Below are 23,771 nucleotides of genomic sequence, written 5' to 3' on the forward strand. Positions count from 1 at the left end.
TGTTGACCCCTTACTGCTGCTTTACTATCTTCCTAGTAAAGCAGCAGTAAGGGGTCTCCGTGTTCGTCTTCCGGCTCGACACCCGCTCGGGCGTGCCGCCGTACCTCCAACTCGTCCAGCAGGTCCGCCAGGCGGTGCTGCTGGGCTTCCTGCGACCCGGTGACCGCCTCCCACTCATCCGCGAGGTGGTCGAGAACCTGGCGATCAACCCCAACACGGTCGCCAAGGCGTACCGGCAGATGGAACAGGAGAACCTGGTCACCGGCCGACCGGGCCAGGGCACGTTCGTCGACGAGCAGCAGCCGGCCCCGATGTCGCCGTCGACGTACACGTCGCTGCACCGTGGCCTGGCGACCTGGCTGCGCCGCGCCTACGCCGCCGGCCTCGACGAGCAGGCGGTCGACGCGCTCTTCGCCTCGGTCCACCAGCAGACCAGGAACGAGGACGTGGCGTGACCGGGACCGACGTCGCGCTGCGCACCGACGGTGTCGGCAAGCGGTACCGGAAGGGCTGGGCGCTGCGCGACTGCACCCTGACCCTGCCGGCCGGCGGCGTGATCGCCCTGGTCGGGCCGAACGGCGCGGGCAAGACCACGCTGCTGCGCCTGGCCGTCGGGCTGCTGGCACCGACCACCGGAACCGTGGAGGTCCTCGGCCACGACGTCACCGCCAGCACCCCGCACACCCTGTCCCGGATCGGATTCCTGGCGCAGGACCACCCGCTCTACAAGCGCTTCACCGTCGCCGAGATGCTCCGCTTCGGCCGGGCCTGCAACCTGCGGTTCGACCAGGGGCTGGCCGAGCGCCGGCTGGCGAAGCTGGGCATCCCGCTCGACCGCCGGGCCGGCACGCTCTCCGGCGGACAGCAGGCCCAGGTCGCGTTGGCCCTGGCCCTGGCGAAACGGCCCGACCTGCTCGTCCTCGACGAGCCGGTGGCCAGCCTCGACCCGCTGGCCCGGCACGAGTTCCTCCAGGTCCTGATGGGCGCGGTCGCCGAGGGCGGGGTGACCGTCCTGTTCTCCTCCCACGTCGTGCACGAGTTGGAGCGCGTCTGCGACCACCTGGTCGTGCTCAACGACGGCCGGGTCACGCTGACCGGCGACATCGACACCCTCCTCGCCGAGCACCGGCTGCTCGTCGGCCCGCGTACGGCCGACGACGTCGAGCGGGCCGACGCCGTGGTGGAGGCCGTCCACAGCGACCGGCACACGACCCTGCTGGTGCGCGACGGCGGGCTGCCGGCCGCGCCCGGGTGGCAGGCCAGGCCGGTCGCGCTGGAGGACCTGGTGCTGGCGTACCTGCGGCGGCCGTCCGAGCCGGGCGCCACCGTCACCCCGGAGGTGGCGGCATGACGTGGTTGATCTGGCGCCAGCACCGGACCGAGGTCTGCGTCCTGGGCCTGCTCGTCGGCATGTTCGGCGTCGCCCTGCTCCTGCTCGGGACGCAGGCCCACGACCTGTTCCCCGGCGGGCCCGCCCGCTGTGCGGGAGCGGCCGGCGTCGGCGAGGGCTGCGCGGCCTCCTTCCGCCGGCTCGACGAGGAGTACGGCTACGTCGAGAACCTCCTGGCGGCCTTCTACCTGGTCCCCGTCGTCATCGGTGCGTTCCTCGGCGCGCCGCTGCTCGCCCGCGAACTGGAGGACGGCACCTGGCAGCTCGCCTGGACCCAGGCCGTGCCCCGGATGCGCTGGCTGGCCGCCAAGCTCGCCGCGCTGGCCGGCGTGACCGTCGCGCTCACCGGACTGTTCACCGCGGTGCTCACCTGGTTCCGGCAGCCGTTCGACGCGTGGGAGGGGCGGTTCCAGTACGACGCCTTCGACCTGGAAGGGATCGTCCCGGTGGCGTACGCGCTGTTCGCGTTCGGCGTCGCCACCGCCGCGGGGGCGATCCTGCGGCGCAGCCTGCCCGCGTTCGGTGTCGCGTTCGGGGCGTTCCTGGCCGCCCGGATGTCGGTGGCGCTGCTGGCCCGGCCCGCGTACGCCACGCCGCTCACCACCATGGCCCCGGTCCCCGCCGACGGCGCGAAGGGCCGGGCGCCCGGCCTCGCCGACTGGACTGTCGAACGCGGCTACGCGGACGCGACCGGACGCAGGCTGACCCGGACCGAGTACGACGAGTTGGCCGGCGCCGCCGACCGGGCCGGCACCAACCTCAACCAGTTCCTGCACGCGCGGGGGATCCAGCGGTTCGGGGTCTACCACCCGGCCGACCGGTTCTGGACGTTCCAGCTCGTCGAGTCGGCTCTGTTCGTCGCCGTCGCGACGATCCTGATCGGTGTGGTGGTGTGGCGGGTACGACGCCGCACGATCTAAGGCCCGGGACGCGAAAAGGCCGTGATCAGCTTTTCGCTGATCACGGCCTTTTCGTGACGTGCGCCCGAAGGGACTCGAACCCCTAACCTTCTGATCCGTAGTCAGATGCTCTATCCATTGAGCTACGGGCGCTTGGTGCTCGGCCAGTCTACACAACCGGCTTTCGCGCGGAGACTCCGGGATTCGAACCCGGGAGGGGCTTTAAAACCCCAACCGCATTAGCAGTGCGGCGCCATAGACCAGACTAGGCGAAGTCTCCCCGGTGACCCGGAGGCCACCGCGCCCGAGGATACAGGTCCGCACCCGCCGGGGGCAAAGCGACTACCGGCACCCCGCCGAGTCGCCGTGTCTTCGCCGTGTGCCAGGTCACCTCGCCGACTACGCTCCATCGATATGCAGGAGCAGCCGCCGAGCGATACCCCCCGTCGCGAGCCCGCCGACAAGGCCCGGCGGAGCCGCTCCCCACGACCGACCTTCAGCCCACCGCCGGCTCCCGAGCCGCCGTCCACCGACGCGCCCGGCGAGGCGCCGCCGCGCAGGCGGGCGCGACGGGCCGCGCCGACGGTCCTGTTCCAGCCACCCGAGCCGGCCACCGACGTCCCGCCGGCTCCGCGCCCACGCCCGGCCGCCGAGCGGTCCGCGCCCGTTCCGGGTACACCGGCGGACGCGCCATCCGGCGGAACCGAAACGGGTGACTCCGGCGCGCCGCCCGCACCTGCCGAGCCCAGCGTGTCGGCCGCGCCCCCGGCTGACAGCGGAGCCCAGGTCGCCGCGCCGTCCCCGGTCGGCCCCGATACTCGGGTCGCCACGCCGTCCCCGGCCGAGCCCGGTGCAGCCGACGGCACACCGCCCCCGGCCGACGCCGGCCCGGCCGTGCCGCGAACCGTCTCCGGCGAGGCGACGCCCGGGCCGGTCACCTCCGCCGGGCAGGGGAACCCACACGTGGGGACCGCCGGGGAGGAGGCGACCGCCACGCCGCAGGTCTCGGAGATCCCGGTCGGCGAGGGGTCGGCACGCCGCGCCCCCGCCGAGAAGAAGGCGGCCAGGAAGGCCACCCGGAAGGCTCCCGCCACGCCCCGGAAGACAACCGTCGCACCGGAGTTCACCGCGCCGGCCGGGGCGGAGTCGGCTCCGACGGACGGGGCAGCGGTCGATGAGGCCGCCGCCGCGCCCCGGGCCCCTCGTGCCCGCCGGACCACCAAGGCCGCGCCGGCGGCGAAGACCACCCCGGCGAAGCGCCCCGCCAGACGGGCGCGCGTCGAGCCGCCGTCGGACGAGGCGGCCGGCGGGGTCGCCGTCACCGGTGAGCAGCCCGCGCGGACGCAGCCCAGCCAGGAGGAGCAGACCCGGCACGAGCGGCCCGGGCCGGAGCAGTCCGACAAGCGACCGACCAGGCCGGAGCCGACCGGTGTCGAACCGGCGGCAACCGGGGTCGCGGCGGTGGCGCGTACCCCGGTGGCGGGCTGGCGGGCGGTGGGGCCGCGCCTGCGCGACCACCCCGGGTTCGCGCCGGAGCTGCTGGCCCTGGCGGCGGTGGACGCGCTCGGGCCGCGGGCCGGGAGCTGGGTGGCGCGGGTCCGCGAGGCGTACCCGCAGGCGGACGCGGACGGGGTGGCCCGGCTGGCGACCCGCCGGTTCGTCCGGATGGCCGGCACCGGCGGCGGGCTCGCGGCGGGAGCCGGCCTGTTCGCGCCGGCCGCCGAGCTGGCGGCGGTGCTGTGGACCCAGGCGAACCTGGTGCTGCACGTGGCCGCCGCCTACGGCCACGATCCGGCGCACCCGGACCGGGCGGCGGAGCTGCTGGTGCTGACGTCGGTGCACCCGGACGAGGGGGCCGCGCGGGCGGCGCTGGCGGCGGCCCGGTCGGCGGGTGAGCCGGCGGACGGGCCGTGGGGTCGGGTGGCGGAGGCGGCCTGGCGGTTGGCCACGCCGGTGGCCGCGCAGGCCGGCGGCTGGCTCGGGTTGCGGCTGGCCGCGCGGTTGCTGCCGGGCGCGGCGGTGCTGGCGGCGGCGACCGGTGGCACGGCCGCCGCCGAGCGGGTCGCCGCGCGGGCGGTCGGCCGCTACCGGGGCACGGGTCAGAGCCAGCCGAACCAGGACCGGGGCAGCAGCGCGTAGCCGACGAAGGCGACCACGTCGAGCAGCGTGTGCGCGACGATCAGCGGGGCCACCCGGCGGGTGCGCAGGTAGAACAGCCCGAAGATCACGCCCATCACGGCGTTGCCGACGAACGCGCCGAAGCCCTGGTAGAGGTGGTAGGAGCCGCGCAGCACGGCGCTGGCCGCGAGCACCGCGCCGAGCCGCCAGTGAAGTTGCCGCAGCCGGGTGACCAGGTAGCCGACCACGATCACCTCCTCCAGCACGGCGTTCTGCACGGCGGCGAGGATCAGCACCGGCACCGCCCACCACAGGTCCGGCAGCGCGGCCGGGACCAGTGTGGCGTTCACGCCGAGCTGGGCGGCCACCCAGAACAGCGCGAGCCCGGGCAGGCCGATGAGCGCGGCCAGGCCGGCGCCGCGGGCCAGGTCCGAGCCGGGCCGCCGGAGGTCGACGCCGAGCGTCCGCGCCGGGTCGCCCGGGTCGCGCGCCAGCAGGTGTACGGCGAGCAGCACCGGCAGCAGCGCGAAGACGATCCCGAGCAGTTGGTAGGTGAGGTCGAGGTACGGCCGGGCCGAGGCGGAGGTGTTCAGCGCGGCGGTCTGCTTCGACAGCCCGCCCGACGCGGTGAGCTTGGCGACCAGGGAGACCAGCGCGTACACGGCCGACTGGCCGAGGGAGAGACCGAGCACGAGCAGCGTCTCGGTGCCCAGCATCCGGCGGGACACCGGCCGGGCCAGCTCGTCAACCGTCACCGGACCATGAAACCACTCCGGACGGCAGATGAGCCGATCGCACATTGTGTGCGACCGGCCGACACGCTCCGTGGACATTCTATGGGGGCCGATCCGCCCGTCCGGAGAAGGAGCGTGCCTGTGGAGAACGTCGCGCGGCTGCTGAAGGAGAGCTGGGCCCTGGTCGAGGAGCACGGGGACCGGCTCTGCGGCCACTTCTACGCCCGACTGTTCCTGCTCGACCCGGAGCTGCGCAAGCTCTTCCCAGTGCAGATGAGCGGGCAGCGGGACCGCCTGCTGGAGGCGATCGTCACCGCCGCCCAGACGATGGACGACCCGGAGACGTTCGACGACTACCTGCGCGGGATGGGCCGGGACCACCGGAAGTACCACGTCACGGCCGAGCACTACGAGACGCTCGGCGTCGCCCTGCTGGACGGGCTGCGCAGCGTCGCCGGGGACGGCTGGAACCTGGAGTACGACCAGGCGTGGCGGGACGCGTACGCCGGGATCAGCGAGCGGATGCAGGCCGGCGCGGCGGCCGACGCGAACCCGCCGTTCTGGCACGCCGAGGTGCTGACCCACGAGCGCCACGGCCCGGACACGGCGGTGCTGACCGTGCGGGCGTTGCAGGACCCGCTGCCCTGGCAGGCCGGCCAGTACGTCAGCGTGGAGGTGCCCCGCCACCTGCCGCGCACCTGGCGCACGTACTCGGTGGCGAACGCGCCGAACGAGGAGAACGTGCTGGAGTTCCACGTCCGGACGCCGGAGGGCGGCGCGGGTTGGGTGTCCGGCGCGCTGGTGCGCCGGACGAAGCCGGGTGACCTGCTGCGGCTGGCCGCGCCGATGGGTTCGATGACGCTCGACCCGGACTCCACCCGGGACGTCCTCTGCGTGGCGGGTGGGGTGGGGCTGGCCCCGATCAAGGCGCTGGTGGAGGAGTTGACCCGGGTCAACCGCACCCGCTGGGTGCACGTCTTCTACGGCGCCCGCCACCCGGACGAGCTGTACGGGCTGGCCGGACTGGAGGAGTTGGTGGCGGCGCACCCCTGGCTGTCGGTGACGCCGGCGTGCAGCGACGACCCGGACTTCGCCGGCGAGATCGGTGACGTCTCCGAGGTGGTCACCCGCTACGGGCCGTGGACCACGCACGACTGCTACGTCTCCGGGTCGGCCGCCATGGTCCGGGCGACCCTGCGGGCGCTCGCCGCCGACGACGTCCCGCCGGACCACATCCGCTACGACACGTTCGGCGCCCTCTAGAGCCTTACTCCCCCCGAGCCGGGTCGCGTGCCCCCGCCCCCTGGGGCACGCGACCCGGCCCCCCGTCCGCGTCAGTAGCGCCAGGGGGTGCCGGTCTCGCGGTATTCCTCGACCGGCACCAGCGGCACGTTGGGTGCCATCCGGTCGACGTACAGCCGCCCCTCCAGGTGGTCGATCTCGTGCGCGACCAGCCGTGCCATCGCGTACTCGAAGGACGTGATGACCCGGCTGCCGTCCCACTGGGCGTGTTCCACGTCGATCCGCAGCGGCCGGGGCACCAGGCCCCGGTGGTCGAAGAAGGAGAGGCAGCCCTCGTACTGCTCGTCGGTCTCGGCGGCGGCGTCGACCACCCGGGGGTTGAGCAGCACGACCGGCTCGGCCGTCCGGTCGGCGGGGCGGACCAGCGCGGCGGCCCAGCCGAGGCCGAGCTGCGGCGCGGCGAGGCCGACGCCCTTGCTGAACGGATGCAGCTCGTCGAGGCGGGTCAGCATCCCGGCGAGCCGGTCCACCACCTGCCGGGCGTGCGCCTCCTCGGTGGGCAGGTCGAACTGGCGGGCGGGCTGGCGGAGCACGTCGTCGCCGCGCTGCACGACGCCCACCGCGCGCATCCGGTCGCTGGCGCGGATCCGGCTGTCGCCGGTGGGCGGTGTGTCGGGTTCGGCGTCGGCGGCCTGGCTGCGGAACCGCCACTGCATCCGGTAGCGGGCGTTCAGCGGCGGGTCGTCGGTCCCCCAGTCGTAGATCACCCGGTCGCCCGCCTCGGCGCGCTGGATCGGGGTCCGCAGCGGGCCCTCCTCCGCCGACAGCGAGGTCTCCGCGCCCCACACCTTCGGGTCGAGGTCCGCGGGGAGGTCGAGCCGCACCGCCAGGTGCCGGGTGGGCAGGCGTACGGCACGCTGGAACCAGGGGCCCCACTTGTCCCGCCCGACGCGGTAGGCGTACTCGATGGTGACCCGGTCGCCCGGGTAGAGCGGGAAGCGGCCCTCGTCGTTCTCGAAGAGCAGCCAGATCTCCTTGAACGCGTCCCGGTCGTGCTTGGCCCGCCAGTGCATCGGCTCGCGCCCGCCGGCGTCGTCCCGGACGGCGGTGAGTTGCAGCTCGGCGAAGGTGAGCGGGTGCTCCCGGTGGTGCCGGTTGGAGCGGCCCGGGTCGTTGGGGTAGCGGTCGACGGCGACCCGGACGAGATAGCGGGTGACCGGCTCGGTGCCGGCGTTGTAGAGCTCCCGCCGGATCGCGCAGTGGTAGCCGTCGCCGGTGTGGGTGAGCGTGGCGACCTCGCGTTCGACCACCAGGCCGGTGCCGGGGGGCAGCCACTGGCCGGGGACGGGTGGCTCCCGGTGCGCTCCGGTGCCCCGGCTGTGCCGCAGCTCGTCGTACTCCCGGAAGCGCTGCCAGATCGCGCCGCCGGCCTCCAGCACGGCCTCGGCCCGGCGGGCGAAGTCCTCGGTGGGCCGGTGCCGGCGCCCTTCGACGTGGCTGACGTAGGACGGGTCGAAGCCCATCAGCGTCGCCAACTGCTTCTTGGACAACCCTCGGCCGGTCCGGTGCCGGGCGAGTTCGGCCGCGAACGAGTCGGCGGCACGCTCGATCGGTGAGGTCATCAGCATCCTCGTACGCGGGAAGACCATCTTCACGTTTCGTGTCCGACCGTGTACGGAAACTGCCTCGTATTCGACACTCACCTTGACAATTCAGCGGCACACGTCGATGCTTGCGCCGTCCGTCGGCGTCCCCGGCGGCGTTTTCCGCCCACCCCGCCGGGTAGTACGCGACGGCGACGGAGTGACCGGGACCTCCCCCTGAAGCCCGTGGCACCACTTCCCCTCCCCCGGGGAGCGTGGTTAGGCTAGCCTTAGCTTCGGTCGACGGCACGCGCCGGCCGACGGGCGACCAGACAGGGGACGGCCAGGTGACTGCGGTGATGCCGGGGCGCGACGTCGCCACCCCGTTCGCCCCGGTCACCGCGACCCTGCGCGCCATGTTCGGCACCGACGACCTGCCCGGGCTCGCGCCCGGCCTGCTGGTCCCCGACGAGCTGGACCGCTGGGCCCCGGCCGCCCGCCTGATCGACGGCACGCTGCTGCCCGAGTTCCTGACCGCCGCCGGGCGACGCTGGGGCGGCACCCCACACGCCTGCGCCGCGCTCGCCTGGAAGTCCTACAGCTACTGGACGGCGCTGCCGGCCGTGCTCGGCTGGGCCTCGGCCCGACGGGTGCCGCTGCTCGACCCGGCGAACGTGCTGGTGCACTTCGAGGACCACCACCAACTGCTCACCCTGGGCCTGCGCGCGTCCACCCCGGTGGCCGTGCTGCCCGGCGACCCGCTGGCGCTGGCCGGCGCGCCCGGCGTGCGGGTGGTCGCCGACGAGGCCGCGCTGCTCGGCGCGCTGCGCGCGACGTTGCTGGACGCCCACTTCGCCCCGCTGATCGCCGCCATCCAGGGTGAGGTGCGGATCGGCACCCGTACCCTGCTCGGCTCGGTGGCCTCCGGCATCGCGCACGGCATCCTGCGCGCGGCGGACGCGCTGCCCGGCCCGACCACCGCGACCGTCGGCACGCTGCTCCAGGCGCTCGACCTCGCCGACCTGGTGGAGCTGGTGCCCGGTCCGACCGGCGAGCCGACCGTGCAGCGGCGCACCTGCTGCCTCGCCTTCACGCTGCCCCGGCCGAAGGTCTGCCAGGGCTGCTGCGTCCGCCAGGCCTGACCGGCGCTCAGCCGACCAGCGGACGGACGTCCCAGACCCAGAGCCCGCCCACCCGGGTCGGCGTGATCCCGGTCAGCTCGGTCATCGCCCGGCGCAGCGACTCGGCAGTACGCAGCCGGGGGTCGAGGACCACCGCCCCGGCCCGCCAGTGACGCAGGTCGTCGACGGCGGCCACCCGGTCCTGCGGGGTGATCGGCGGCACCGCGTCGGTTCGCCGCACCGTCTCGAAGAAACTGCTCGTGGGACGCGGTGGCGCGGTGAAGAGCGCGACCCGGCCGGCGCCCGGCCGGGTGTCCGGATAGAGAAAGTAGCCCCGCGCCAGCGGCATCTCCAGCCGGGTCTCGGCGGACCAGCGCAGCGGGACCGCGTACGTGGTGTCGGGCAGCGGGAGCGTGACGATGCTCCGCCCACCCGCCACGTAGGGCCGCCACGCCCCGGAGGTGACGAACGCCGGGGTCGGGTCCAGGCGCGTCGCGGGCAGCGGGGTGGGCAGGATCGGCAGCAGCGCCATGGCCAGCACGGTGCCGGTGGCGAACCGGATCTGCCCCCGGGCCGCCGGATACCGGTGCGCCAGCCGTCGCGCCCGGTCGGCGCCGAGTGCCAGCAGCACGCCGATGATCGGGGTGAGCGCGAGCGACCAGCGGGTCGGCACCACCGAGTGCAGGACCGGCAGGTTCTCCAGCGCCGCCCAGGGCCCGGGCACGCCGGTCCCGCGCCCGTCGAAGCGGATCTCCCGGCCGAGCGAGAAGAGGCCGAACACCACAGCGACCGCGGCCAGCCCGAGCACCACCGCGTTCCGGCGCAGCCACCAGACCAGCGCGACCACCAGCACCACCAGCGGCCAGCCGAAGAACGCGTTCTCCTCGGTGGCGTTCTTCACCAGCGGCGCGCTCCCCCGGGCGTCGCCGGCCACCGACTCCCGGGACCACGCGAGGTAGGCGGCGAGGTCGGTGGAGTAGCCCCGGATCAGCGTGGAGAGCCCGGAGTACGCGCCGGGACCGGCGAACTGCACGTACAGCGGGTAGGCCAGCAGCGCCCCGGCCACCACGGCGGCCACCGCGAGCCCGGCCGCGAAGGGGCGGGCCGCCGACCGCAGCGCGGGCCGGCCGAGTGCGAGGGCCAGCACCACCACGCCCAGGCCGATGGCGGTCATCAGCAGGATCTCCAGGTTGAGGAACGCCTGCCAGACGATCACCAGGCCGAGCAGCACTCCGTTGCGCAGCCAGCGGCCGGGCCGCGCCAGCCGCAGCGTCCGCCAGACGATCAGCGGCACCACGAACTGGCTGACGATGTTGGGGTGGGCGTTGGCGTGGGACACCATGGCCGGCGCGAACGCGCAGAAGCCGGCGCCCAGCCAGGCCGGCCCACGGGCGCCCACCACCACCCGGCAGAGCAGGAAGTACCAGGCGGCTCCGGTGGCGGCGAGTCCCAGGGTGAGGAAAATGAGAAACGACCAGCGCGGCCCGAACCACACCGTCACCGGTGACAGGGGCAGCGACATGGATAACACGGAGGTGTTCGCCATCAAATTGACGACGTCGGGCACATTCATGCGATCCGAGGTGAACGGATAGGCGAAATCAGTGACGACTCGCGCACCGTGCGCCATCATCCATTCGAATTGCGCCTGATCGGTGCGATTGTCCCGTACGCCGTTCGCCGGGTTCACCCACAGCCGGGCGGTCACCCAGAACGCCAGCAGCACGAAGCTGAGCACGGTGAGGGCGTCGATCCGCCGTCCCCGGCGCGGTTCCGCGTCCGATTGCGGAGTAGTCATAACATTTCAGAGCGTAGTCATCGCATGACGGCCAGGTGACATATTTCGGGGACTCGCGTACTATGTGCCGAGTTCGCCGACCGCCGATCACGTGCCCCACCCGACCGCAATTCGGCCCCTCCGGTGCCCCCGATTTTCCCGCCAGCCATCCAGATGGTTGACTCTGACGGTCCAGGCGCGGGTCAGTAATCTCGTGAGGAATCGACGCATGGCAGAAATCACTGGGGATCAGCGCGTCCAGGCGGAGGTGCTCGAAGGCCTGGCCACGGCGGTCAACCACCGGCGGTGGTTCGTCGAACTGGCCGTGCCCTACCTCGGTGACAACCCCATCGAGATCGGCAGCGGGCTGGGCGACTACGCCCTCGCCTGGTCCGAGCACATCCCGCGGATCACCGCCACCGAGGCCGACCCGGACCGGCTGGTCAAGCTCAAGGAACGGCTCGCCCCGTACCCCGGGGTCGAGGTCCGGCAGATGCTGCTGCCGCACACCGAGCGCGGCGACTACAGCGCCGCCGTGTCGTACAACGTGCTGGAGCACATCGACGACCACGTGGGCGCGCTGCGCAGCATGCGCGACCTGGTCCGGCCCGGCGGCGCGGTGATCATCATCGTGCCGGCGTTCCAGTTCGCCATGGGCCCGGCCGACATCGCGACCGGCCACGTGCGGCGCTACACCAAGAAGACGCTTGCCACGGCGATGACCGAGGCCGGGCTCACGGTCGAGAAGATCCACTACGCGAACGCGCTCGGCCTGATCGGCTACTTCATGGCCACCAAGGTCTTCCGGCTGATGCCGAAGGAGGGCCCGATGGTGAAGGTCTACGACACCCTGGTGCTGCCCGCCACCAAGGCCGCCGAGCAGCGCATCCGCCCCCCGTTCGGGCAGTCCGTCTTCGCCGTGGCCCGGGTGTAAGGAAGGGCCCCCTGTTAACGCCTCCGGTATAGAGGGGGCCCCTTCTCACACCGAGGTGTTAAGAAGGGGCCCCTCCTTACTTCACTCCTTGACCTGGTAGGTGGGGCGGATCACCGCCCGGGCGACGGTGTGGAACGCGAGGTTGAAGCCGACGAAGGCCGGGCTGGCCTCCTTGCCCACGTCCAGGCGCTCCACGTCGACCGCGTGCACCGCGAAGACGTACCGGTGCGGGCGGTCCCCCGGCGGCGGCGCGGCGCCGCCGTAGCCGGTGTCGCCGTAGTCGTTGCGGATGCTGAACGCGCCGCCGAGGTCGGCCTCCCGCGCCCCGGTCGGCAGCTCGGTGACCGAGGCGGGCACGTCCACCAGCACCCAGTGCCAGAACCCGCTGCCGGTCGGGGCGTCCGGGTCGAAGCAGGTGACCACGAAGCTCTTCGTCTCCGCCGGGAAACCCGACCAGGACAGGTGCGGCGACACGTTCTCGCCACCGGTGCTGCCGTGCGCGTACCGCGCGTCCATCGGCTCGCCGTTGTGCACGTCGTCGCTGGTCAGGTCGAACGACGGCACGGTCGGCAGCAGCTCGTACGGGTCCGGGGCGATCGGTCGTTCCAGGGTCATCGAAACGGGTCCTTCCGGGTGCGCGAAATGTTCTGCGCCCCTTCATACCCCGCTGTCGTGCTGCCGGCGCACCATCTCGGCGATCCACATCGGCGCGTACGGTGACGTGCAGCCCGGCGGCGTCGGATAGTCCTTCAGCACCGCCAGGCGCTCACCGATCGCGATCGCCCGGTCACGGAACTCGGCGTGCTCGATCCCGATCTGGGCCAGACAGTGGTTCATCGCCCACTGCAGGCGGTCCGGGGCGTCGCGCATCTCCGCCTCGACCACGTCGAGCAGGCCGGCCAGGTCCAGTCCGTCCGGCTGCCGGGCCACCCGGTCCGTGGTCAGCGCCCAGCCGGCGCTCGCCACCACCGGGTCCGGGTCGGCGAGCCAGGCCACCCGTAGCGCCTCGGCGTGCGGGCTCTTCCTTACCACGTAGGTGACCAGCCAGTCGTGCACCTTGGGGGTGCGTGCCTCGCGCAGCATGGCGTCCAGCTCGTCCGCCCCGAACGCTCTCGGGCGGCAGATCAGCACCGCCAGCAGCCGCGCCGCGCTGTCCCCGGTCGTCCACAGCTCGCGGGCCAGCTCCGGACGGGTCTTCAGCCGCTTCGCGACCGCGCGCAGCTTGCCCAGGTTGACCCCGTGGTCGTCGCCGTGCCGCTCGTTGACCGCGCGGGCCTTCGGGTCCTCCAGCGCGGCCAGCTCGGCCGTCACCTCGGCCAGCGCCGCGTCCGTCACCTCGGCCTCCTCGGCGTTACAGGCGGAGGGTGTGGGATTCGAACCCACGAAGACATCGCTGCCTTACCGGTTTTCAAGACCAGCGCCATCGGCCACTAGGCGAACCCTCCCGACGCGCTCCCCGACGGGGAACCCGACCGCGCATAGTCTGCCACGAACGCGCGATCGGGTAAGACTGAGCCATGCGCGCGATCACGATCACGGAACCCGGCGGACCCGAGGCACTCGTCTGGGCGGAGGTGCCCGACCCCGAGCCCGGCCCCGGCGAGGTGGTCGTCGAGGTGGCCGCCAGCGCGGTCAACCGCGCCGACCTGCTGCAACGGCAGGGCCACTACCCGCCGCCGCCGGGCGCGCCCGCGTACCCCGGGTTGGAGTGCTCGGGGACGGTCCGCGCGCTCGGCGCGGAGGTGGCCGGCTGGTCGGTGGGCCAGGAGGTCTGCGCGCTGCTGGCCGGCGGCGGCTACGCCGAGCAGGTCGCGGTGCCGGCCGGGCAGTTGCTGCCGGTGCCGGCCGGGGTGGACCTGGTCGACGCCGCCGCGTTGCCGGAGGTGGCCTGCACGGTCTGGTCGAACGTGGTGGACCTGGCCGGGCTCACCGAGGGGGACACGCTGCTGGTGCACGGCGGCGGCAGCGGCATCGGCACGTTCGCGATCCAGCTCGGGGTGGCGCTCGGCGCGACGGTGGTGGTCACCGCGCGGGCGGCCAAGCACGACCGGCTGCGCGAGCTGGGCGCCGCGCACACCGTCGACTACCGGGAGCAGGACTTCGTCGAGGAGGTACGCCGGGTGACCGACGGGCGTGGCGCGGACGTGATCCTCGACATCATGGGCGCGTCCTACCTGCCCCGGAACGTGGCGGCGCTGGCGACCGGCGGGCGGCTCGTGGTGATCGGCATGCAGGGCGGGCGCAAGGGCGAACTCGACCTGGGGATGCTGCTGGCCAAGCGCGCCTCGGTGCACGCCACCGCGCTGCGGTCCCGTCCGGTCGACGAGAAGGCGGCGATCACCCGGGGCGTCCGCGAGCAGGTGTGGCCGCTGGTGGAGGCCGGAAAAATCCGGCCGGTGGTGCACGCGCGGGTCGACATGGCGGACGCCGCCGACGCGCACCGGCTGGTGGAGACGAACGACCACCTGGGCAAGGTGCTGCTGGTGCGGTGACGCCTCAGTCCCGGGGGAGCACCAGGCGCGCGCCGGGGCCCTCGGCGGCCAGCGAGTCGCCGGGGTTGTAGAGCGTGCAGCGCTGCAACGACAGGCAGCCGCAGCCGATGCAGCCGTCCAGGTCGTCGCGGAGCTTGCCGAGCAGGCGGATGCGCTCGTCCAGCCGGTCCCGCCAGGCCCGGGAGAGCGCCGCCCAGTCCTCCGGGGTCGGCGTCCGCCCGGACGGCAGCGAGTCCAGCGCCTCCCGGATCTCGTCGAGCGACACGCCGACCTGCTGGGAGATCCGGACGAAGGCGACCCGGCGCAGCTCGGTGCGGGCGTAGCGGCGCTGGTTGCCGCCGGTGCGGGCGGCGTGGATCAGGCCGAGCCGCTCGTAGTAGCGCAGCGCGGAGGGCGCCACGCCGCTGCGTTCGGCGAGCTGGCCGATGGTGAGGGTTGCCTCGTGCATCACAGGACCTTGAGGTGAAGTTCGGTTGAGGTTCGAGGCTATCGGCATGACGACGACCACCGCCACCGAGCTGGCCGCGCTGCTGGACCGGGTACGCGCCGGCCGCGACTTCGGCGCGAACGTGTACTCGACGCTCGACGTGCTCCAGGTCCTCTACGACCGGGTGCTGCGCGTCACCCCGGCGACCGTGGACGACCCGGACCGGGACCGGTTCCTGCTCTCCAAGGGGCACGCGGTCGCCGGCTACTACGCGGTGCTCGCCGCCCGGGGCTTCGTCCCGGTCGACTGGCTGGACGACCAGGGCGGCCCGGCGAGCCGGCTGGGCGACCACCCGGACCGGCTGCTGGTGCCGGGCGTCGAGATCGGTTCCGGGTCGCTCGGCCACGGGCTCGGCCTGGGCGTGGGCATCGCGCTCGGCCTGCGGGCCCAGGGCCGCCCCGCCCCCCGGGTGTACGTGCTGCTGGGCGATGCCGAGTTGGACGAGGGCGCCAACCACGAGGCGATCGCGTACGCCGGCGCGACCGGGCTCGGCAACCTGACCGCGATCGTGGTGGACAACCGCTCCGCCACGTACGGCTGGCCGGGCGGCGCGGCGAGCCGGTTCACCGTCAACGGGTGGACCGCCGCCACCGTGGACGGCCACGACCACGACGCCCTGCACACCGCCCTCACCGGGCACGACCACCACCGGCCGCACGTCGTCGTCGCGGCCGTCGCCGACGGGGAGTGACGCCATGACCATGCGGGACGCGTTCGTGACCAGCGCCGGTGAGGTGCTGGCGGATCCCCGGAGCACGATCGTGCTGGCGGACATCTCCGCCGCCGCGTTCGCGCCGGCCGCCGCCCGGCACCCGGATCGGGTGATCAACGTCGGCATCCGGGAACAGCTCATGATCGGTGTGGCCGGCGGGCTCGCGTTGACCGGGCAGCGGCCGATCGTGCACAGCTACGCCCCGTTCCTGATCGAGCGGGCGTACGAGCAGATCAAGCTGGATCTCGACCACCAGGGGGTGGGCGCGGTGCTGGTCGGCATCGGCGCCTCGTACGACCGGGCGGCGGCCGGGCGCACCCACGTGGCGCCGGCCGACGTGGCGCTGCTCGACACGCTCGACGGGTGGACCGTGCACGTGCCGGGCCACCCCGACGAGGTACGCCCACTGCTGCGCACCGCCGTGTGCGGGACCGGCTCGGCCTACCTGCGGCTGTCCACGCGGGTGAACGCGGTCGCGTACCCGGAGGCGGGTGACCTGCGGGTGGTCCGGGACGCCGGGCCGGGCGCGCCGCTGCTGGTGGCGGTCGGGCCGGTGCTGGACGCGGCGCTGGACGCGGTGGCCGACCGGCCGGTGACGGTGGCCTTCACCCACCGGCCGCGGCCGTTCGACACCGCCGGGTTGCGGGCGCTGGCCGGCGGCGAGGTGATCCTGGTCGAGCCCTACCTGGCCGGCACGTCGACCCGGGTGGTGGCCGCCGCGCTCGCCGACCGGCCGCACCGGCTGCTCGCGCTCGGCGTGGGCCGGGCCGAGCTGCGTCGCTACGGCACCCCCGAGGACCACGACCGCTGGCACGGGCTGGACGCGGCCGGGCTGCGCCGCTCGGTCGACGCGTTCCTCGACCCGGCCTGACCCGGGGACGCCGGACCGGTCCGACCCAGGGCCGCACACGACGGGACCCCGCGACCCGGCGGCTGCCGGTGCGCGGGGTCCTCGGGTCGGGCGGGTCAGCGCGAGGTGGCGCCGACCGGGCGGCGACGGGCGCGCTCGCGGGCGAGGATCCAGATCGCCTCGACGCCGTCCTTCCAGGTGATCTTCTTGCCCTCCTCGCGGCCCCGCGCGCGGTAGCTGATCGGCACCTCGTAGGGGCGGATGCGCTGGCGCAGCAGCTTGCCGGTGACCTCGGCCTCCATGCCGAAGCCGCGCGAGCGCACCTGGAGCGAGCGGTACAGCTCCAACGGCATCAGCTTGAAGCAGGTCTCCAGGTCGCCGATGTAGGAGTTGTAGAGCACGTTGGCGGCAAGCGTGACGCCCTTGTTGCCCACCACGTACCAGAAGCTGTAGGAACTGTGGCTGCCGAACGTGCGGTTGCCGTAGACCACTGTCGCCCGACCGTCGAGCACCGGCTCCAGCAGGCGCGGGATGTCCTGCGGGTCGTATTCGAGGTCGGCGTCGAGGATGACCATGTACTCACCCTCGGCGTTGTCGACGGCGGTCTTGATGGCCGCGCCCTTGCCGGCGTTGCGCTGGTGGGTGATCACCCGCAGGCGGGTGTCGTCCACCCGGCCGAGCACCTCGCCGGTGCCGTCCCGGCTGCCGTCGTCCACGACGACCAGCTCGATCTCGCACGGGTAGTCGACCGCCAGCGCCTGCTTGAGCGCATCCGCGACACGTTCTTCCTCGTTGTAGACCGGCATGAGGATCGAGAGCTTCACGGGTTCTCCACGGGCGCGATGGCAAGTCGGGGCATAGCGTAGCCTGGCGGATCCCTCAGGTCACGACAGCCTGCCCACTCTACTGCTGCCTGAGCGGCACCACGATGAGCCGGGCGACCCCCCGGTCCCCGTCCTTCGTACCGGCCACCCCGACCGTGGTGCCGACCTTCACGTCGCTCGGCTGGATCGTGGCGCGGCGCTCGACCACCTTCAGCTTCTCGTCGAACGTCCAGGTCATGGTGAACCCGTCGGTGGACTTGACGGTCATCGACCTGTCGTCGATCGCGGTGACCTGGCCGCGCTGGACCGTGACGGTCTTCGTCCCGTCCTCCTTGGTCTGCACCACGACCTCGCCGTGCAGCGTGTTCTTGCGCAGCAGCACCCGGGCGCGGTGCCGTTTGCGCCACTCCTGGGCCCGCTCGCCCTTGCGCTCGCCGGCTTGCTGGCCCGGCGTGCCGGAGGCGGACGGGGCGGGCGCGGCGACCGGGTCGACGTCCAGGTCACCGGCGTCCACGCCGAGCGCGGCGAGGGCCTGCCCGTCCACGCCCATGGCGGCGGCGACCTCGACCGCGCCGTCCCGGGCCGAGTCGGCGCCGACCTGGGCCGCCCCGCACCCGGCGAGGCCGAGGGTGGCGGCCGCGAGCAGTGCGGTGGCGCCGGTGACGATTCGCTGACGTGTCACGGAGGTTCCTCTCGTCCGGTGGTGACGTCAGCGTCCCCCGGACACGCGAGCGGACCGTCAGGCCGATGTTCGAGCCAGGTAAGGGTCTCCGGGGAGCCGGACCGCGAACGCCGCGCCCCCCTCCGGGGCGTGCCCGGCGGCGATGTCCCCACCCAGCCGACGGACCAGGCCGGCGGCGAGCGCCAGCCCCAGCCCGCTGCCCACCTTGCGCACCCCCCGGTACCGCTGGTGCAGCGCGCCCCGCTCGAACGCCACCGCCAGGTCGTCGTCGGTGAAGCCGGGTCCGCCGTCGCGGACCTCCACCACGCCGCCGCTCGCCGGGTCCGCGCCGGCCGGCCGGACCGCGAGCACCACCGGCGCCCCCGGGGGTACGACCCGCAGCGCGTTCTCCAGCAGCCCGTCCACCACCTGCCGGATCCGCCCCGGATCGGTGTACGCCGGCACCGGCACGCCCGGCGTCTCCACCCGGAACGGGACCCCGACCGCCGCGCACCGGTCCGACCAGGTGCGCTCCGCGTCGGCGGCGAGCCGGGTCAGGTCCACCGGCCCGGGTTCCAGCGGGAAGTCGGCGGCCTCCAGGCGGGCCAGCGCCAGCAGGTCGCTGACCAGCCGGTCCAGGTGTTCGGCCTCGGCGAGCACGGTCCGGCCGGTCGCCGGGACCGCGTCCGCGTCGAGCACGCCGTCGGCAAGCGCCTCGGCGTAGCCGCGGATCGCGGTCAGCGGGGTGCGCAGCTCGTGCGAGACGGAGAGCAGGAACTCGCGCTGCCGGCCCTCGCTGGTGGCCAGCGCGGCGGCCAGCCCGTTCAGCGCGTGCGCCAGGTCGGCCACCTCGTCGGGCGGCTCGACAGGCACCCGGACCGCCCGGTCCCCGGCGCGCAGCCGGGCGGCGGCGGCAGCCGCGGTGCGGATCGGGCGGGCCAGCCGGCGGGCCAGCAGCAGCCCGGCGGCCGCCCCGGCGGCGAGGCCGGCGAGCAGCGGCAGCCACAGCCCGCGCAGCACCTGCCGCCACGGGCCGGTGGTCACCGCCCGGGTCAGCACCACCCCGTCGCCGCCGGGCAGCGACCGCGCCTCGACCAGCCGGCGTTCCCCGTCGACCAGCCGCCGGCCGGAGACGTTCCCACCGGCGGCCACCCGGGCGACGAGCGGCGCGGGCAGCCCGGCCCGGTCGACCCGACCGCCCCGGATCACGTACACCGTGACCTGCTGCTGGCCGAGCTGCCGGATGAGCCGGTCACCGGCGTTGTCGCGCTGGCGTACCGGCCGGACCCGCAGCACGTCGGCCGCGAGGCGGGCCTGGGCGGCCAGCGCGTCCTGGTCCCGCCGCTCCGCGCCGCGTACCGCGAGCGGCACCGCGACCAGCGCGGTGACCAGCACCGACACCAACGCCACCGCGCAGGTGACGAGCACCGCACGGACGGTCAACGTCAGGCCGGGGCGGCGGCGGACGGGCGGGGGGCCGGGCCGGATCACCGGCAGCGTCATGGTGGGCTGCTCAGGCATCGGCCGCGTACCCGACGCCACGGTGGGTGCGGATCACGCCGGCCGGGCCGAGCTTGGCCCGGACCTGCGCCACGTGCACGTCCACGGTCCGGGTGCCGCCGTGCGCCGCGTACCCCCAGACGGCGGCCAGCAGCTCCTCCCGGGTGAACACCCGGCCGGGGCGGGACATCAGATGGGCGAGCAGGTCGAACTCGGTGGAGGTGAGCTGCACCGGAACCCCGCCGGCGGTCACCGCCCGCCGGACCGGGTCGAGGGTGACCGCGCCCAGCACCCGGGGCTGCTCGACGGGCGTGCCGGCGCTGCGGCGCAGCACCGCGCGCACCCGGGCGACCAGCTCACGCGGGCTGAACGGCTTGGTGACGTAGTCGTCCGCGCCCAACTCCAGGCCGACCACGCGGTCCACCTCGTCGTCGCGCGCGGTGAGGAAGATGACGGGCGTCCAGTCGTCCGCCGCGCGCAGCCGCCGGCAGATCTCGGTGCCGGCGAGGCCGGGCAGCGCGATGTCGAGCACGCAGGCCACCGGGCGCAGCCGCCGCGCGGCGGCCAGCCCCGCCGTGCCGTCCCGTTCCAGGTGTACGCCGAAGCCGTCCCGGGTCAGGTAGAGCCGGACCAGGTCGGCGATGGCCGGTTCGTCCTCCACCACGAGGACGAGCCCGCGCTGCGCGGCGTCGGCGGTCACCGGCCCATGATGACCGACGACCGGCGGCGGGGACGGTCCGGGCGATGTTCGGGTTCGGTAAGGAGAACGTCAGTGCGCGGTCGCCGGGCGGAACACGGCGGGCCGGGCGGCGGCCGGTGGGTCGCCGATGGTGGCGACCAGCCGTTCCGCGGGCGTCCGCAGCCGGGTCCGGAAGGCGTGGTTGAGCAACGCGTCGAGCTGCCACACCTGCTTCGGGTGGTGGGTGCGGATGAGGAACCGCTCCCGGATGCCGTCGATGGCGGTGGCCGCCAACTCCACGCTGTGCGTACGCGGGTCCGGGCTCCAGGTGACGTTGCTCAGCTCGCGCAGCTCGGTGTTGAGGTGCAGGCGCAGCCGGTGCAGCACCCGGGTCTGTCGGGTCACCACCAGCCGGCGGTGGGTGAGGAGCATCAGGTACTCGCCGCCGACCGGGTGGTCCGGTCGGCTGCACCGGGTGACCAGGATGGTGGCGTCACCGGAGCCGACGCACCTGCGGAACACCGGCATGTGGCGGGTGGCGGTCTGGGTCGCCAGGCCGGTGTCGGCGGCGGCCGGAAGGAACGTTCGCGAGAACACGTCCATGCCCGGTGCAACGAGCATGTGACCTGGGGTGATATGGGTCACGCCCGATTTCTGGAACTTCCATCCGTGCAAATCGCACCCGCGGTGCGACGTCCGGCTCCGCTCAGAGCAGCTCGACGATCGTGGCGTTGGCCATGCCGCCGCCCTCGCACATGGTCTGCAGTCCGTAGCGGATGCCGTTGTCCCGCATGTGCTGGAGCATCGTCGTCATGATCCGCGCGCCGGAGCCGCCGAGCGGGTGGCCGAGCGCGATCGCCCCGCCCCTCGGGTTGAGCCGCTCCGGGTCCGCCTCGGTCTCGGCCAGCCAGGCCAGCGGCACCGGGGCGAACGCCTCGTTCACCTCGTACACCCCGATCTCCTCGATGCCCAGCCCCGCGCGGCGCAGCGCCTTCGCGGTGGCCGGGATGGGCGCGGTGAGCATGGTGACCGGGTCGTCGGCGGCGACCACCGCGGTGTGCACCCGTGCCAGCGGACGCAGCCCGTGCCGGCTGGCCCACTCGGCGGTGGTCACCGCGAGCGCGGCGGCGCCGTCGGAGATCTGCGACGCGGACCCGGCGGTGACCACGCCGTCGACGCGGAACGGGGTGGCCAGCTCGCCCAGCTTGGCCAGCGACGTGTCCCGGCGGATGCCCTCGTCGGCGGCGAACTTGCCACCGTCGGCGAGCGCCACCGGGGCCAGCTCCGCCTCGAACGCCCCGGCGTCCTGCGCGGCGGCCGCCTTCTCGTGGCTGGCCAGCGCGAACTCGTCGAGCTGGGTCCGCGAGAAGCGCCACCGCTCGGCGATCAGCTCCGCCCCGACACCCTGGTTGAACGGCAACGGAGAATCCTCGGCGACGCCCTCGACCCCGCGGTAGCGCTCCAGGATCGCCGCGCTGAACGGCATCCCGCCGGCCACGCTGGAGCCCATCGGCACCCGGGTCATCGACTCGACGCCGCCGGCGACGACCAGGTCGGCCTGCCCGGAGAGGACGGTGGCGGCGGCGAAGTGCAGCGCCTGCTGGCTCGACCCGCACTGCCTGTCGATCGTGGTGCCGGGGACCGACTCGGGCCAGCCGGCGGCCAGCACGGCGTTGCGGGCCACGTTCCAGGACTGCTCGCCGACCTGCGACACGCAACCCCAGACCACGTCGTCGACCTGGCCCGGGTCGATGCCGGTGCGCTCGGCCAGGGCACGCAGCACGTGCGCCGAGAGATCGACCGGGTGCACGCCGGCGAGGCTGCCCTTGCGCCGCCCGACCGGGGTCCGTACCGCACCGACGATGACCGCGTCACTCATGTCTACTCCCCGGTAACCTCGCTTCCCCCGATCCTACGTGCTGACCCGACCGGTCGCCCTCCCCCGCCGTCCGGGTGCCCCGGCTGGCATGCTTGGCGCATGGATCCACAGCCGTCACCGGCCGCGCAGTGGCGGGTGCCGCGAGCGCTGCCGCTGGTCAAGGCGCTCGGCGCGCTCGCCCTGGGCGCGCTGGGCCTGCTCCTCGCCGCCGGCGACCCGGTCCGTCCGGCGCTCGCCGGGCTGGCCGCCGTCGCGCTGCTCACCTGGGCGCTGCGCGACCTCGTCGCACCGGTCCGGCTCGCCGTCGACCCGGAGGGCCTCACCGTCATCCGGGGCTACGCCGGCCGGCGCCGGCTGCCGTGGGCCACGGTGGAGGCGATCCGGCTGGACCGGCGCAGCCGTCGCGGGGTGACCGCCGAGACGCTGGAGATCGACGCGGGCGAGTCGCTGCACCTGTTCGGCCGCCGCGACCTGGACGCGCCGCTGGACGAGGTGGCGGCCACGCTCACCGCCGCCCGGGCCGCCGATTCCCGTCCCTGACGCCGAGGCCCTCCGCGCCACGACGCGCGCCCCACGTCATGGCGCCTGCCTCCAGACCAACCTCGCGGCGCGGTGTCCACCCCGCCTCGCTGCGCGTGCGTCGCGGCGGCCTTGCGTCGCGGTCGTCGCCCGGCGCCACGGCGACCCGTCACCCGGCACTGTGACTGGCCGGGCGTGTCGCGGTTGAGGAACGCACTGCCACTAAGCGATATACCTAGGAGTCATAATTATGCCCCTGAGGTATATCGCCTCGAGGCCATCACTTCCTGTGGCCGGTAACGGCCATGCGCCGGCCGCCGGTCAGGAACGGCCCTCAACCAACCACCGGCCAGGAACGGCCACCCACCGACCGCCGACCCGGTAACGGCCACGCCACGAGGCGACCGGTCAGCCGGTCAGGGCTGCGGTGCGGACCAGCGTCATGCCGATCAGGGCGACCAGCACGAGCGCGCCGCCGGCCACCTGGAACGCGGTCCGCCGCGACCGTGGCGCGTACGCCAGGACCAGCGCCGTCACGGCGCCGACCACCAGCCCGCCGAGGTGCCCGGCCACCGAGATGCTCGGCACGGTGAACGTGAAGATCAGGTTGATCACCAGGATCGGCACGATGGCCGAGGTGTCCCGGCCCATCCGGCGCATGATCACGAAGATCGCGGCGAACAGGCCGAAGATGGCTGTCGACGCGCCGGCGGTGGACCGGTTCGGCGCGGTGAAGACGTAGGCCGCGACGTTGCCGCCGAGCCCGGCGAGCAGATAGAGCGCGAGGAACCGCAGCGGCCCGAGCACCGCCTCCAGCGTCCGGCCGAGCACCCACAGGGCCCACATGTTCAGCAGCAGGTGCAGCACGCCGAAGTGCAGGAACATCGCGGTGACCAACCGGTACCACTGGCCGTCGGCCACCCCGCCGAGGCTCCCGTCGGGCAGGATCGCCAGGCCGATCACGCCGCCCCAGTCGGTCAGCGGGGTCGAGCCGCCCATCAGGCCGCCGAGGCCGCCGCCGGCGAGGGCGTTCCCGCTCCGCGCCGAGATGACGGAGAACACCATCATCAGCACGTTCAGCCCGATCAGTGCCTTGGTCACATAGCCCTCGCGGCCGGCGGCACCGCCACCGAAGGCGGTGCGCGCCGGCCGCACGGTGCGGCGTCCCTCGGCGACGCACTCCGGGCACTGGTGGCCGACGGCGGCGTCGCGCATGCACTCCGGACAGATCGGCCGGTCACAGCGGGCGCACCGGAGCCAGGTCTCCCGATCGGGGTGCCGGTAGCAGACCGGAGTGGTCGGCACCGGCCCCTCGGTCGCGTCGCCTGCCTGCCCGGAGCGCTCAGTCATGCGAGCAAAGGTACCCGCGC

At 73.9% G+C, this 23,771-nt stretch carries 24 protein-coding genes and 3 tRNA genes; 11 read left to right on the forward strand and 16 right to left on the reverse strand.

The annotated features are described in order from the left end of the window. Window positions 1-59: 59 nt before the first annotated feature. Genes ACIA5A_RS11215 through ACIA5A_RS11225 form a run of 3 tightly spaced genes read left to right on the forward strand, consistent with a single transcriptional unit; the run spans window position 60 to window position 2,310 of the window. Window positions 60-455 carry a GntR family transcriptional regulator gene (locus ACIA5A_RS11215; protein ID WP_396759555.1) on the forward strand — a complete coding sequence of 132 codons (396 nt, stop codon included), beginning with the start codon at window positions 60-62 and terminating at the stop codon, window positions 453-455. Beyond that, on the forward strand, window positions 452-1,351 hold the full coding sequence (locus ACIA5A_RS11220) for an ABC transporter ATP-binding protein (protein WP_396759558.1): 900 nt from the start codon (window positions 452-454) through the stop codon (window positions 1,349-1,351). Before ACIA5A_RS11215 ends, ACIA5A_RS11220 begins: the two co-directional genes overlap by 4 nt. After that, the gene (locus ACIA5A_RS11225; protein WP_396759561.1) at window positions 1,348-2,310 is read left to right on the forward strand and encodes an ABC transporter permease subunit; all 963 of its coding nucleotides are present in this window, start codon (window positions 1,348-1,350) and stop codon (window positions 2,308-2,310) included. Before ACIA5A_RS11220 ends, ACIA5A_RS11225 begins: the two co-directional genes overlap by 4 nt. Window positions 2,311-2,369: 59 nt before the next feature. Here ACIA5A_RS11225 and ACIA5A_RS11230 read toward each other — a convergent pair. Then, a tRNA-Arg gene (locus ACIA5A_RS11230) sits at window positions 2,370-2,442 on the reverse strand. A 36-nt stretch (window positions 2,443-2,478) separates the two neighbouring features. Next, window positions 2,479-2,569: transfer RNA gene (locus ACIA5A_RS11235), tRNA-Ser, on the reverse strand. Between the two features lie 683 nt (window positions 2,570-3,252). Here ACIA5A_RS11235 and ACIA5A_RS11240 point away from each other — a divergent pair. Further along, the gene (locus ACIA5A_RS11240) at window positions 3,253-4,428 is read left to right on the forward strand and encodes a hypothetical protein (RefSeq protein WP_396759564.1); all 1,176 of its coding nucleotides are present in this window, start codon (window positions 3,253-3,255) and stop codon (window positions 4,426-4,428) included. Here the strand turns inward: ACIA5A_RS11240 and ACIA5A_RS11245 are convergent. Continuing rightward, a complete protein-coding gene (locus ACIA5A_RS11245; protein WP_396759567.1) occupies window positions 4,389-5,162 on the reverse strand; it encodes a CPBP family intramembrane glutamic endopeptidase in 774 nt (257 codons plus the stop codon). The two genes, ACIA5A_RS11240 and ACIA5A_RS11245, sit on opposite strands and share 40 nt — an antisense overlap. A 120-nt stretch (window positions 5,163-5,282) precedes the next feature. On the opposite strand from ACIA5A_RS11245, the gene ACIA5A_RS11250 reads away from it, so the two are divergent. Further along, on the forward strand, window positions 5,283-6,404 hold the full coding sequence (locus ACIA5A_RS11250; RefSeq protein ID WP_396759570.1) for a globin domain-containing protein: 1,122 nt from the start codon (window positions 5,283-5,285) through the stop codon (window positions 6,402-6,404). A gap of 71 nt (window positions 6,405-6,475) precedes the next feature. Here the strand turns inward: ACIA5A_RS11250 and ACIA5A_RS11255 are convergent, their stop codons facing one another. After that, on the reverse strand, window positions 6,476-8,008 hold the full coding sequence (locus ACIA5A_RS11255) for a peptide deformylase (protein ID WP_396760140.1): 1,533 nt from the start codon (window positions 8,006-8,008) through the stop codon (window positions 6,476-6,478). 317 nt (window positions 8,009-8,325) lie between these two features. Here ACIA5A_RS11255 and ACIA5A_RS11260 point away from each other — a divergent pair, with 317 nt between their 5' ends. After that, window positions 8,326-9,108 (forward strand): IucA/IucC family C-terminal-domain containing protein, encoded by a 783-nt coding sequence (locus ACIA5A_RS11260; protein WP_396760144.1) that lies wholly within the window; start codon window positions 8,326-8,328, stop codon window positions 9,106-9,108. Window positions 9,109-9,115: 7 nt separating this feature from the next. Here ACIA5A_RS11260 and ACIA5A_RS11265 read toward each other — a convergent pair whose 3' ends face one another. Beyond that, window positions 9,116-10,885, reverse strand: a complete 1,770-nt coding sequence (locus ACIA5A_RS11265; protein ID WP_396759573.1) for a hypothetical protein — start codon at window positions 10,883-10,885, stop codon at window positions 9,116-9,118. Between the two features lie 208 nt (window positions 10,886-11,093). Here ACIA5A_RS11265 and ACIA5A_RS11270 point away from each other — a divergent pair, with 208 nt between their 5' ends. Beyond that, on the forward strand, window positions 11,094-11,798 hold the full coding sequence (locus ACIA5A_RS11270; protein WP_396759576.1) for a class I SAM-dependent methyltransferase: 705 nt from the start codon (window positions 11,094-11,096) through the stop codon (window positions 11,796-11,798). Window positions 11,799-11,879: 81 nt separating this feature from the next. Here ACIA5A_RS11270 and ACIA5A_RS11275 read toward each other — a convergent pair whose 3' ends face one another. The 3 genes from ACIA5A_RS11275 to ACIA5A_RS11285 form a co-directional block, all read right to left on the reverse strand. Then, window positions 11,880-12,413 (reverse strand): YbhB/YbcL family Raf kinase inhibitor-like protein, encoded by a 534-nt coding sequence (locus ACIA5A_RS11275; protein ID WP_396759579.1) that lies wholly within the window; start codon window positions 12,411-12,413, stop codon window positions 11,880-11,882. 42 nt (window positions 12,414-12,455) lie between these two features. Beyond that, window positions 12,456-13,133 carry a DNA alkylation repair protein gene (locus ACIA5A_RS11280; protein ID WP_396759582.1) on the reverse strand — a complete coding sequence of 226 codons (678 nt, stop codon included), beginning with the start codon at window positions 13,131-13,133 and terminating at the stop codon, window positions 12,456-12,458. 23 nt (window positions 13,134-13,156) lie between these two features. Continuing rightward, window positions 13,157-13,243 (reverse strand) — tRNA-Ser (locus ACIA5A_RS11285). A gap of 72 nt (window positions 13,244-13,315) precedes the next feature. On the opposite strand from ACIA5A_RS11285, the gene ACIA5A_RS11290 reads away from it, so the two are divergent. Next, window positions 13,316-14,290: an NAD(P)H-quinone oxidoreductase gene (locus tag ACIA5A_RS11290; RefSeq protein WP_396759585.1), complete on the forward strand. Its 975-nt coding sequence runs from the start codon at window positions 13,316-13,318 to the stop codon at window positions 14,288-14,290. A gap of 4 nt (window positions 14,291-14,294) precedes the next feature. Here ACIA5A_RS11290 and soxR read toward each other — a convergent pair whose 3' ends face one another. Then, a complete protein-coding gene (gene soxR, locus ACIA5A_RS11295) occupies window positions 14,295-14,738 on the reverse strand; it encodes a redox-sensitive transcriptional activator SoxR (RefSeq protein ID WP_396759587.1) in 444 nt (147 codons plus the stop codon). 46 nt (window positions 14,739-14,784) lie between these two features. Here soxR and ACIA5A_RS11300 point away from each other — a divergent pair, with 46 nt between their 5' ends. Continuing rightward, the gene (locus ACIA5A_RS11300) at window positions 14,785-15,468 is read left to right on the forward strand and encodes a transketolase (RefSeq protein ID WP_396759590.1); all 684 of its coding nucleotides are present in this window, start codon (window positions 14,785-14,787) and stop codon (window positions 15,466-15,468) included. Window positions 15,469-15,478: 10 nt separating this feature from the next. Next, entirely contained in the window at window positions 15,479-16,360 is an 882-nt protein-coding gene (locus ACIA5A_RS11305) for a transketolase family protein (RefSeq protein WP_396760147.1), read from the forward strand. 95 nt (window positions 16,361-16,455) lie between these two features. On the opposite strand, the gene ACIA5A_RS11310 is transcribed toward ACIA5A_RS11305, so the two are convergent. From ACIA5A_RS11310 to ACIA5A_RS11335, 6 genes are all read right to left on the reverse strand, one after another. Continuing rightward, window positions 16,456-17,163 carry a glycosyltransferase family 2 protein gene (locus ACIA5A_RS11310; protein WP_396759593.1) on the reverse strand — a complete coding sequence of 236 codons (708 nt, stop codon included), beginning with the start codon at window positions 17,161-17,163 and terminating at the stop codon, window positions 16,456-16,458. A 79-nt stretch (window positions 17,164-17,242) separates the two neighbouring features. Beyond that, window positions 17,243-17,845: a hypothetical protein gene (locus tag ACIA5A_RS11315; protein WP_396759596.1), complete on the reverse strand. Its 603-nt coding sequence runs from the start codon at window positions 17,843-17,845 to the stop codon at window positions 17,243-17,245. A gap of 57 nt (window positions 17,846-17,902) precedes the next feature. Continuing rightward, a complete protein-coding gene (locus ACIA5A_RS11320) occupies window positions 17,903-19,345 on the reverse strand; it encodes a sensor histidine kinase (protein WP_396759599.1) in 1,443 nt (480 codons plus the stop codon). Then, window positions 19,338-20,024 (reverse strand): response regulator transcription factor, encoded by a 687-nt coding sequence (locus ACIA5A_RS11325; protein ID WP_396759602.1) that lies wholly within the window; start codon window positions 20,022-20,024, stop codon window positions 19,338-19,340. Before ACIA5A_RS11325 ends, ACIA5A_RS11320 begins: the two co-directional genes overlap by 8 nt. Window positions 20,025-20,093: 69 nt before the next feature. Next, entirely contained in the window at window positions 20,094-20,606 is a 513-nt protein-coding gene (locus tag ACIA5A_RS11330) for a hypothetical protein (protein WP_396760149.1), read from the reverse strand. Between the two features lie 103 nt (window positions 20,607-20,709). After that, window positions 20,710-21,882, reverse strand: coding sequence for a thiolase family protein (locus ACIA5A_RS11335; RefSeq protein ID WP_396759605.1), 1,173 nt, complete (start codon window positions 21,880-21,882; stop codon window positions 20,710-20,712). Between the two features lie 99 nt (window positions 21,883-21,981). On the opposite strand from ACIA5A_RS11335, the gene ACIA5A_RS11340 reads away from it, so the two are divergent. Next, window positions 21,982-22,422 (forward strand): PH domain-containing protein, encoded by a 441-nt coding sequence (locus tag ACIA5A_RS11340; protein WP_396759608.1) that lies wholly within the window; start codon window positions 21,982-21,984, stop codon window positions 22,420-22,422. Between the two features lie 387 nt (window positions 22,423-22,809). On the opposite strand, the gene ACIA5A_RS11345 is transcribed toward ACIA5A_RS11340, so the two are convergent. Continuing rightward, a complete protein-coding gene (locus tag ACIA5A_RS11345) occupies window positions 22,810-23,751 on the reverse strand; it encodes a rhomboid family intramembrane serine protease (RefSeq protein WP_396759611.1) in 942 nt (313 codons plus the stop codon). Window positions 23,752-23,771 lie beyond the last annotated feature (20 nt).

The organism is Micromonospora sp. NPDC051300 (genome assembly GCF_044455315.1).
GTDB lineage: Bacteria > Actinomycetota > Actinomycetes > Mycobacteriales > Micromonosporaceae > Micromonospora > Micromonospora robiginosa.